Raw genomic sequence first — 10,602 nt, forward strand, 5'->3', positions numbered from 1 at the left:
TATGACTCTTGATATTTCAAAGTACCCAACACTGGCGTTAGCAAATACACCGGAAGAATTACGTCTTCTTCCGAAAGAAACATTACCAAATCTGTGTGATGAACTGCGAACGTATCTGCTAAATTCAGTGAGCCAATCTAGCGGACACTTAGCGTCTGGCTTAGGCACCGTGGAGCTAACTGTCGCTCTGCATTATGTTTACAACACCCCTATCGACAAATTGATCTGGGATGTTGGTCATCAGGCTTACCCGCATAAAATCCTCACCGGACGTCGCGATAAAATGCCAACAATTCGCCAAAAGGATGGTCTACACCCTTTCCCTTGGCGTGAAGAAAGTGAATATGACACCTTATCTGTCGGCCACTCTTCGACATCGATTAGTGCAGGTCTTGGCATGGCCATCAGCGCACAAAAAGAAGGTAAAGGTCGCAAAATCGTCAGTGTGATTGGTGATGGCGCAATTACAGCAGGCATGGCATTCGAAGCCATGAACCACGCTGGCGACGTTCATCCTGATATGTTGGTGATTTTGAACGACAACGAAATGTCGATTTCAGAAAACGTCGGCGCCCTGAATAACCACCTTGCGAAAGTACTTTCTGGCAGCTTGTACACTTCTATCCGTGAAGGCGGCAAGAAAGTGCTGTCTGGTGTCCCACCTATTAAAGAGTTGGTTCGCCGTACGGAAGAGCACCTAAAAGGCATGGTAGTGCCTGGTACTCTGTTCGAAGAGTTCGGCTTTAATTACATTGGCCCGATTGATGGACACGACGTCAATGAACTCGTCAAAACGCTGAAAAATATGCGTGAGCTCAAAGGTCCTCAGTTCCTACACATCATGACCAAGAAAGGCAAAGGTTATGAGCCTGCCGAGAAAGATCCTATCGGCTACCATGGTGTTCCTAAATTCGATCCAACGCATAATTGTCTGCCGAAGAGCAGTGGCGGTAAGCCAACTTACTCAAAGATCTTCGGTGACTTTTTATGTGACATGGCGGCCCAAGATCCTAAGCTAATGGCAATTACGCCAGCGATGCGCGAAGGCTCGGGTATGGTGCGTTTCTCAAAAGAGTACCCAGACCAATACTTTGATGTGGCGATTGCTGAGCAGCACGCTGTAACACTGGCAACAGGCATGGCAATTGCGGGCGATCATCCAATCGTTGCTATCTATTCGACTTTCTTGCAACGTGGTTATGACCAATTGATCCACGACATCGCGATCATGGACTTACCAGTGATGTTTGCGATCGACCGCGCAGGTCTCGTTGGCGCAGATGGTCAAACTCACCAAGGTGCGTTCGATTTGAGCTTTATGCGCTGTATTCCGAACATGGTGATCATGGCGCCAAGCGACGAAAACGAGTGCCGACAAATGCTTTACACTGGCCATAAGCATTCTGGCCCGAGTGCGGTTCGATACCCTCGTGGTAGCGGCATGGGCGTAGAAATCGAAACTGAGTTTACGGCGTTAGAAATCGGTAAAGGGCGCATGGTTCGCCAAGGTGAAAAAGTTGCTATTCTGAACTTTGGTACTTTCTTGGGCAACGCGCTAGAAGCGGCAGAATACCTTAACGCCACTGTTGCTGATATGCGCTTTGTGAAGCCGCTCGATGAGGCATTGATTCGTCAACTAGCCGCAGATCATGACGTGCTCGTGACGTTAGAAGAAAATGTTATCGCGGGTGGTGCTGGCGCTGGTGTCGTTGAGTTCATGATGAAAGATAAAATCATTAAACCTGTGTTGAACCTAGGTTTACCAGATGAGTTTATTCATCAGGGAACACAAGATGAACTGCATGAAGAGCTTGGTCTCGATGCAAAAGGAATTGAAAAATCCATCTTGGATTATTTAGCAAAATAGAATGTAAAAAGGGATGTTCATAGCATCCCTTTTTTACGTTCAGTGTTTAGTTCATCCAGCCCGCATATTTTGCGACTAGAAACAGGGCAACACCGGCCATAACTCCCGCCACGATATCATCAACCATAATACCCAGCCCACCGTGAACTCGCTTATCTAGCCACCCAATTGGCCAAGGTTTTACCATATCGAAAAAACGAAATAAGATGAAGCCAGTGATCAACCACTTCCATTCAGTGAGTGGAATATTCAGTGCAGGTACAATGCTCATCGTAATCCAAAAGCCTGCAAACTCATCCCATACGATTGAACCATGATCATGCACCTTCATGTCTGCAGACGTCACTTGGCATATTTGAATGCCGATCACACACGAAATCAGAACAACAATGACATACGCCGTAAATGGTAATTGTGCCAACAACAAAAAGAAAGGCACGGCCGCCAGTGTGCCCATTGTTCCAGGGATAAACGGGGATAATCCACTGCCAAAACCCGTCGCCAATAGATGCCACGGGTTCTTTAATGAAATCAGAGAAAGAGGGTTGGTCATATCCTTAAACCTATACTGCTAGTTTGGTTTCAATCGTCATGCCTGTGAGTTGCTCAATAGTAACAGGCTCTTGGCTAGAGCTTAGCTCAGATCATTTAAAGTGGTCGAAGCCACTTAAGTCCCAATCAAGTGGTTGATTGTTATCATGCAGCTCGAAGGTTCCATTTGGTCGGATTTGACCAATACATGTGACCTTACAGCCAGTATGAGATAAAGCGCTTTGTAACGAGCCTCGATTTTGCTCCGGCACGGTAAAACACAACTCGTATTCTTCGCCACTTGCTAAAGCATACTGCTGCGCGCTGATCTTATCATCTAAAAACTGGACTAATTCTGAAGAGATCGGTAGCTGAGAGACATCAATACTCACTCCAACCTGAGATCGCTGTAAAATGTGCTTAATATCAGAGATTAAACCATCTGAAATATCTATCGCCGAAGAGGCTAAGCCAACAAGAGCTTGTCCAGCAAGCACACGCGGAGAACTAAGGTAATGAGCTCGCTCTAGTGCTTCCGCGCCGGCTCTACTGCGCAGAGAGTCATCTAGAATCACATCCAAGCCAGCTTTTGCATCGCCAAGGTTTCCCGTTACGTATACCCAATCCCCAGGCTTGGCGCCGGATCGCGTGAGCGCTTTGTCTTCAGGTACAAAACCTTGCACCGTCAGTGTCAGACACAATGGGCCTTTGGTGGTATCACCGCCTATTAACTGAATACCATAGTAATCAGCCAGTTCGAAAAATGCATCACAGAAAGGTGCAAGCCATTCTTCATCTGGCTCAGGCATCGTTAATGCAAAGCTCACCCACGCAGGCGTTGCGCCCATCGCCGCCAAATCACTGATGTTAGAAGCCAATGCTTTGTGTGCGACCCATGCTGGGTTCGCGTCGGCTAAGAAATGCGTTCCAGCTACCAATGTATCCGTGCTAATCGCAATCTGAACATTAGCTGGCGCTTTGACCAAAGCGCAATCATCACCAGCGGCTAGATGGACATCTTTACGTTGGCTCTGACGACCGACGAAGTATTTGTCTATCAGATTAAATTCACCAGACATAATTCACTTACTTTTTGATGTAAAAGCTTTTGATACAAAAAAGGTCAGCATGTGCTGACCTTTTCATTGAAGAAATCGTTATTTCTTACGAATGTGAGGTGCTGCTTTATCAAGTACACCATTCACAAACTTGTGGCTATCTTCTGCTGCGAAAACTTTTGCAAGTTCAATCGCTTCATTGATAACAACTTTGTAAGGAACATCTTCGCGACGAGTCATCTCGTACATAGCAAGGCGAAGAAGAGCAAGTTCCATCATATCTAAATCCTGCATAGGACGAGAAATGTATGGACGAATTTTGCTATCTAGCTCAGCGTGGCTAAGTACAACACCGCTTAATAGTTCACGGAAGTAAGCTACGTCTGTCTCTGGAGCAGCAAGCGCTGGCTCAGATGCATGAAGTTCTTCTTCATCGTATTTGTCGCCAGACAAAAACTGTTCTTCAATCTTGGCAACATTCTCTTTAGTAATTTGCCATGAGTAGATCGCCTGTAGAGCGAATTGACGTGCGTTACGACGTGCGGCTGGTTTCACACTGGCCCCCATTAGGAATCAATTTCAGATAGTACATTAATCATTTCAAGTGCGCTTAGTGCAGCCTCTGCACCTTTATTACCAGCCTTGGTTCCTGCGCGTTCAATCGCTTGATCGATCGTATCAACAGTCAAAACACCAAATGCTACTGGAATGCTGAATTCCATAGACACTTGTGCTAGACCTTTGTTCATTTCACTACAAACATAGTCAAAGTGAGGCGTTCCACCGCGAATAACAGACCCTAGAGAAACAATAGCGTCGAATTTGCCAGTTTTAGCAACACGCTGAGCTACTAGAGGTAGTTCTACGGCACCTGGACAACGCACAACCGTGATGTTGTCTTCGCTTACTTGTCCGTGACGCTTTAGTGTATCGATCGCACCAGAAAGTAGGCTTTCGTTAATAAAACTGTTGAAACGAGAAATAACGATAGCAATTTTTGCATTTGGCGCTGGGAAGCCACCCTCGATCACTTTCATAAGCTTTCCTTTAACTCTATTTATAAGTGAAATATGTTCATCAAGTGAGAATCGCCGGATTCTAGCACAAATTTGTGAGCAATATCTAATGGAAATTGGAGGCAAATCACTGGCTCCTAGCCATTGACGAGTTAAGCACGTCAAAGACTAGGAACTTATTGTTCGGTTGTTACTCGCAGACGTACTCAACAACGTTCAGACCAAAACCACCTAACGCGTGGTACTTTTTGTTGGTCGATGACAGAAGACGCATATCATGTACACCGAGATCCGCAAGAATCTGTGAACCAACGCCAACACGGCGAGACGTGCCTTGTTTTTTAGCAAGCGTTGGTGCTTCACCTTTGTCTTGCGCTTCGAACATCTTCACGCGATGAATAAGTAGATCGGTCGATTCTTCATGGCCAAGAACAACCAGTACACCGCCCTCTTCACCAATGCGTTTCATTGCCTTATCTAGTGTCCAGCTGCGTTCTGCATTACGATCGCTACGTAGTAAGTCGGTAAAAACGTCTTGAAGATGAACGCGAACCAGTGGCGCTTTTTCTTTCAAATCGCCCTTGCACATTGCGTAGTGCACTTGGTTATCAATGGTGTCTTTGTACGTGACTAACGTGAACTCGCCAAACTCTGTCGGTAACTTGCACTCTGCCACACGTTCAATCGTTGTCTCAGTGTTATTGCGGTACTCAATTAGGTCGGCAATAGTGCCCAATTTAATACCGTGCTTCTCTGCAAAGATCTCTAGATCTGGGCGACGAGCCATCGTGCCGTCGTCATTTAAGATCTCAACAATCACCGATGCTGGCTCTAAACCAGCAAGACGAGCCAAATCACAGCCAGCTTCAGTGTGACCTGCGCGAGTCAGTACACCGCCGTCTTGAGCTGCGAGAGGGAAGATGTGACCAGGCTGCACCAAATCCGCAGCTTTAGCGTTTGGCGCGACTGCTGCTTGAACGGTACGTGCGCGATCTGCGGCTGAAATACCAGTCGTTACCCCTTCTGCTGCCTCAATCGAAACAGTAAAGTTGGTGGTGTATTGCGCATTATTGTCTTGCACCATTGGTGGCAGACCTAGACTTTCGCAACGATCTTTGGTCATGGTTAAACAAATCAGGCCACGGCCATAGGTTGCCATAAAGTTGATGGCTTCCGGCGTAATATGCTCGGCAGCCATGATCAAGTCACCTTCATTCTCGCGGTCTTCATCATCCATTAGGATGACCATTTTGCCTGCGCGAATATCATCAATAATTTCTTGTGGCGTACTGATTGGCATAGTCTGTTATCCCGTTATTCTAAATTTGTTATTGCGACAGCAATGAAAAATTACGTTGCAGTGAATGCTAGTTAGGTCAATAGTTTGAGCTTTGCATTAAGCAAGTCAATGAATCTCGCGGTGTTCTGTGAGTCTGCTCTTTATCGCATGCCTCACGCAGCCACTCCCAAGACTTATGCAAAACCGTTTTGCTGTAAAAAGTCCATCGTGATACGAGACTCGGCCTTATCTTCTTGTTGTCCTTGCAGTAAACGCTCCATATAACGCGCAAGTACATCAACTTCTAAGTTGACTTTGCGCCCCACTTGAAACTGGTCAATCGTAGTTTCTTCACTCGTATGAGGAACGATCGTCAGCTTAAAAGCATTTTTACGTAAGTCGTTGACGGTTAGGCTAATACCATCAACAGTAATCGAGCCTTTCTCTGCAACGTACTTGCTAATTTCCGCAGGCATTGCAACCCAAAACTCTATCGCACGGCCAACTGAATTGCGTTCGACAATTTCACCAACCCCATCGACATGGCCAGAAACGATATGTCCACCCAATCGCGTTGTTGGCAACATGGCTTTTTCTAGATTCACCTTATCGCCTACTTGGTAATCAGCAAACCCAGTTTTCTTCAAGGTTTCTAATGACAGATCAGCACTGTAATAGTGGCTTCCGAAGTCAACTACCGTTAAGCAAACACCATTGGTCGCAATGCTATCGCCTAACTTAACGTCTGACATATCAAGCGTACCCGTTTCAACCGTGACGGTGATGTCTTCGCCCTTCGGCGTAATCGCAGCTAACTTGCCCACTGCTTCTACTATTCCTGTAAACATACTATTTCTTATCTAATTTCATTACGTTTTATGGTGGCGGTGATGCGAATGTCTACCCCAACCATACGAACGTCTGTAATGTTTAAATCTATGACGTCAGCCATAGCGCTTAACCCTAAAGCACCGATAAGCCCCCGACCATCGCTGCCCATGAGTTTTGGCGCAAGGTAAACAATGAGCTCATCTACAAGATTAGCCTTTATCATCGCACTCACTAGCGTAGCTCCAGCTTCAACCCATAAGTGATTGATATGGTGCTCATCAGAGATACGTTTTAATGTCGTTGATAAGTCAATTTGGTCAGCGCTGTCCAATAGAGGGATACAGTCTCCATCAGAGCGAACAATAACTCGTTCTCCATCGGTATGGAACAGCTTGAGCGCATCAGTTAAATGGTTCTGACGGTCTAAGATTACACGTACTGGTTGACGAAGCTCTTCTTGTAAATACTGCGCTTGAACACTATTAGGTAAGTCATCCCAGCGCACATTGAGTGATGCATTATCATCAATCACCGTTTTGCTAGTAGAAAGAATGCCACCACTCATTGCTCGATAACGCTGCACATCTTGGCGGGCCGCTGGGGAGGTGATCCATTGGCTCTGACCATTATTGAGTGCGCTTTGCCCATCCAAACTGGCTGCCATTTTTAATTGAACAAACGGCATGCCTGTGCGCATGTACTTTATAAAACCAGGGTTAAGGGCAAGGGCATCTTGCTCTAACAAGCCGATTTGTACTTCAACTCCGGCATCACGCAACATCTGGATGCCGCGACCTGCAACTTTCGGGTTTGGGTCTACCATGGCGCAAACCACACGTGCCACTTTGGCTTTAATCAGCCCTTCGGCACATGGCGGTGTACGGCCGTAATGAGAGCAAGGTTCTAGCGTCACATAAGCGGTTGCACCAACCGCTTTTTCACCCGCCATGCGCATCGCGTGCACTTCGGCATGCGGCTCACCAGCACGATGGTGATAGCCTTCACCGACAATTTCTTCATCACGAACGATGACACACCCTACATTTGGATTAGGGGCGGTGGTATAAATGCCACGTTTCGCTAACTTAATAGCTCGTGACATCATGGCGAAATCTAAATCAGAAAACGCTCTTTCAGGAGTGTGTTGAGTCATGAGCTACTCAGTCTTCTAGGCGGGCAATCTCTTCGCCAAACTCGCGAATATCTTCAAAGCTTCGGTAAACGGAAGCGAAACGAATGTAAGCCACCTTATCGAGCTCTTTGAGCTGGTCCATGACTAAATTACCAATCATTTCACTCGGAACCTCTCGCTCACCCGTCGCACGCAGTTGTGATTTGATCATACTGATCGCTAACTCTATAGAATCGGCACTCACTGGGCGTTTCTCTAAAGCGCGTTGAATACCGCCAACCATTTTATCTTCATCAAATGGTTCACGGTTGCCATTCGATTTGATCACTTTAGGCATCACTAACTCTGCGCTTTCAAACGTAGTGAAACGCTCGCTACACGCCAAGCACTGACGGCGACGTCGAACTTGATGGCCATCAGCCACTAAGCGGGAATCAATAACTTTGGTATCGTTCTCGGAACAAAAAGGACAATGCATATCACCTCCATATCTATACCAAAATAACCTCATGAGCAATCACGGATAACCACGCGTTCATGGTTATACGGACTCTATTAAAGCTATTTGGGTATAACGCTTTCAAACCGAAATAAAAGCTCATGTAGTGTAGCGGAATTGGTATGTTAGACAAAACAAAAAGGGGCGCAAAGGCCCCTTTTTCACTCAAGATCTCGTCGAATGTGTTAACTGCGTGCTAAGTAGTTCGCTTTACCAACCCACTTGTAACTAGTTAGCTCTTCTAAGCCCATCGGACCGCGTGCATGTAGCTTTTGCGTAGATACTGCGACTTCTGCGCCAAGGCCAAATTGCGCACCGTCTGTAAAGCGCGTTGAAGCATTCACATAAACCGCCGCCGAACCGACAGAATTGATGAACAGTTCTGAGTTTTCCAAACTATTGGTCATGATCGCATCTGAGTGGCTCGCGTTATGGACACGCATATGATCAATGGCATCTTTCACATCAGACACAACTTTTACACCAAGAGTGTAGCTCAACCATTCCGTATCAAAGTCACCTTCAACAGCATCGCGAATTTGTGTTGCTTGAGCCATCAGTGCTTTTGCCTTAGGCTCTGTCACGAAGGTCACTTTATCGTTCATGCGCTCTACGATCATTGGTAGGAATTGCGCTGCAATTTTTTCATGCACGAGCAGCGTATCTAATGAGTTACACGCAGATGGACGTTGAACTTTAGAGTTCTCAACCACATTCAGGGATTTCTCTAGATCAGCGGATTCGTCGACAAAGATATGGCTGATACCAAAGCCACCAATAATCACCGGAATCGTGCTGTTTTCTTTACACATTTTGTGTAGGCCAGCACCACCGCGTGGAATGATCATGTCGACGTAATCGTCCAACTTAAGCAATTGAGAAACAAGCTCACGATCTGGTTTTTCAATGTACTGCACAGAAGCGGCTGGAAGGTTCGCCTTTGCGAGCGCAGACTGAATAACCTTCACTAATTCCATATTCGAGAAAAATGTCTCTTTGCCACCACGTAAAATGCTTGCGTTGCCGGTTTTCAAGCACAACGCTGCAATATCAATGGTTACGTTTGGACGCGCTTCATAAATTACGCCTACGACACCAAGCGGCACACGACGACGAGACAGTGACATCCCATTTTCCAGTACCTTACTGTCTATTTCGCTGCCTACAGGATCGTTCAAGCTAATGACGTTGCGAACATCATTCGCAATTGCAGTCAATCGTTCTTCATTAAGCAAAAGGCGATCGAGCAGCGCATCGGTTAAACCCGCTTCACGGCCAAGTTCGATGTCTTTAGCGTTTGCCGCCAAAATAGCAGCGGAGTTTGCTTCTAGCTCATCAGCGATGATGGCTAATGCTTGGTTCTTTTGCGCAGTTGACGCTGTCGCTAATTCGAAAGCTGCATCTTTAGCAGCTTTACCCATATTCGTTAAATCCACTTTGCTTCCCTCTAATTCTATTCCTGAATGACGACCAAATCATCGCGGTGAATCACCTCAGAGCCATAATCATGCCCCAAAATAGAGATGATATCTTTACTGTGTTTGCCCGTAATTTTAGTTAGGTCATCACTTGAGTAGGCGCTGATGCCACGAGCCACCAACTTACCGTGAGCGTTTGTTACACGCGCCACTTCGCCTCGTGCGAAGTCACCACTAACTTTGATGACCCCTTTAGCAAGTAGGCTACTCCCCTTGCCGACCACAGCATTGACTGCACCATCATCAATAACGATGTCGCCCGATGCCGCAGGTCCCGCTAGAATCCAGCGTTTACGGTTCTCTAAGGCTTCAGCGCAAGGTAGGAAGCGCGTGCCCTGAGGTTCAGCACTTAGAGAGTCAAAGATAACATTCGGCGCACTACCAGCAGCAATAATAACCTCGATACCTGCGCGGCGAGCGATGTCTGCGGCTTGCAGCTTCGTTGCCATACCACCAGTACCCAATGTTGTACCGCTTCCACCTGCGATTTTACGCAGCGTGTCGTCGATGGTTTTTACTTCCTTGATAAGCTCTGCGTTCGGATCTTTACGAGGGTCAGCAGTAAACAGACCTTTTTGGTCCGTTAAAAGCAAGAGCTTATCTGCACCACATAAAATGCCTACCAAAGCGGAAAGGTTGTCGTTATCGCCAACTTTAATCTCGCTAGTCGCAACGGCATCATTTTCGTTTACGATAGGAACAATATCGTTCGCGACGAGCGCATTAATAGTGTCACGCGCGTTAAGGAATCGCTCACGATCTTCTAAATCGGCACGGGTTAGTAACATTTGGCCGATCTTGATACCATAAATACCAAACAAAGACTCCCATGTTTGAATCAAGCGGCTCTGCCCCACCGCGGCAAGTAACTGCTTACTCGCCATCTCGTTGGGCAATGCGGGGTAACCAAG

At 46.6% G+C, this 10,602-nt stretch carries 11 protein-coding genes; 1 reads left to right on the forward strand and 10 read right to left on the reverse strand.

The genetic code is table 11. From position 1 onward, the window contains the following. Position 1 precedes the first annotated feature (1 nt). Positions 2 to 1,867: a 1-deoxy-D-xylulose-5-phosphate synthase gene (dxs, locus tag IQR33_RS27495; RefSeq protein ID WP_005383623.1), complete on the forward strand. Its 1,866-nt coding sequence runs from the start codon at positions 2 to 4 to the stop codon at positions 1,865 to 1,867. 46 nt (positions 1,868 to 1,913) lie between these two features. On the opposite strand, the gene pgpA is transcribed toward dxs, so the two are convergent. From pgpA to proB, 10 genes are all read right to left on the reverse strand, one after another. Then, complete coding sequence (gene pgpA / locus IQR33_RS27500) at positions 1,914 to 2,420, reverse strand: phosphatidylglycerophosphatase A (RefSeq protein ID WP_031780838.1); 507 nt, start codon at positions 2,418 to 2,420, stop codon at positions 1,914 to 1,916. Positions 2,421 to 2,511: 91 nt separating this feature from the next. Then, a complete protein-coding gene (thiL, locus tag IQR33_RS27505; RefSeq protein ID WP_005381570.1) occupies positions 2,512 to 3,477 on the reverse strand; it encodes a thiamine-phosphate kinase in 966 nt (321 codons plus the stop codon). A 78-nt stretch (positions 3,478 to 3,555) separates the two neighbouring features. Further along, the gene (gene nusB / locus IQR33_RS27510) at positions 3,556 to 4,023 is read right to left on the reverse strand and encodes a transcription antitermination factor NusB (protein ID WP_005381571.1); all 468 of its coding nucleotides are present in this window, start codon (positions 4,021 to 4,023) and stop codon (positions 3,556 to 3,558) included. Beyond that, entirely contained in the window at positions 4,023 to 4,493 is a 471-nt protein-coding gene (gene ribE, locus IQR33_RS27515; RefSeq protein ID WP_005381572.1) for a 6,7-dimethyl-8-ribityllumazine synthase, read from the reverse strand. Before ribE ends, nusB begins: the two co-directional genes overlap by 1 nt. Before the next feature lie 169 nt (positions 4,494 to 4,662). Next, positions 4,663 to 5,772 (reverse strand): bifunctional 3,4-dihydroxy-2-butanone-4-phosphate synthase/GTP cyclohydrolase II, encoded by a 1,110-nt coding sequence (ribBA, locus tag IQR33_RS27520; protein ID WP_005381573.1) that lies wholly within the window; start codon positions 5,770 to 5,772, stop codon positions 4,663 to 4,665. A gap of 173 nt (positions 5,773 to 5,945) precedes the next feature. After that, complete coding sequence (locus tag IQR33_RS27525) at positions 5,946 to 6,599, reverse strand: riboflavin synthase (protein ID WP_005383626.1); 654 nt, start codon at positions 6,597 to 6,599, stop codon at positions 5,946 to 5,948. A gap of 8 nt (positions 6,600 to 6,607) precedes the next feature. Further along, positions 6,608 to 7,735, reverse strand: a complete 1,128-nt coding sequence (gene ribD, locus IQR33_RS27530; RefSeq protein ID WP_193837498.1) for a bifunctional diaminohydroxyphosphoribosylaminopyrimidine deaminase/5-amino-6-(5-phosphoribosylamino)uracil reductase RibD — start codon at positions 7,733 to 7,735, stop codon at positions 6,608 to 6,610. A 7-nt stretch (positions 7,736 to 7,742) separates the two neighbouring features. After that, positions 7,743 to 8,192 (reverse strand): transcriptional regulator NrdR, encoded by a 450-nt coding sequence (gene nrdR, locus IQR33_RS27535; protein ID WP_005381578.1) that lies wholly within the window; start codon positions 8,190 to 8,192, stop codon positions 7,743 to 7,745. A 206-nt stretch (positions 8,193 to 8,398) separates the two neighbouring features. Continuing rightward, on the reverse strand, positions 8,399 to 9,649 hold the full coding sequence (locus IQR33_RS27540) for a glutamate-5-semialdehyde dehydrogenase (RefSeq protein WP_104978847.1): 1,251 nt from the start codon (positions 9,647 to 9,649) through the stop codon (positions 8,399 to 8,401). A gap of 17 nt (positions 9,650 to 9,666) precedes the next feature. Further along, a partial coding sequence (gene proB, locus IQR33_RS27545; protein WP_193844229.1) for a glutamate 5-kinase occupies positions 9,667 to 10,602 on the reverse strand: 936 nt, incomplete at its 5' end.

The sequence above is a fragment of the Vibrio sp. OPT46 genome (assembly GCF_015163535.1).
Classification (GTDB): domain Bacteria; phylum Pseudomonadota; class Gammaproteobacteria; order Enterobacterales; family Vibrionaceae; genus Vibrio; species Vibrio alginolyticus.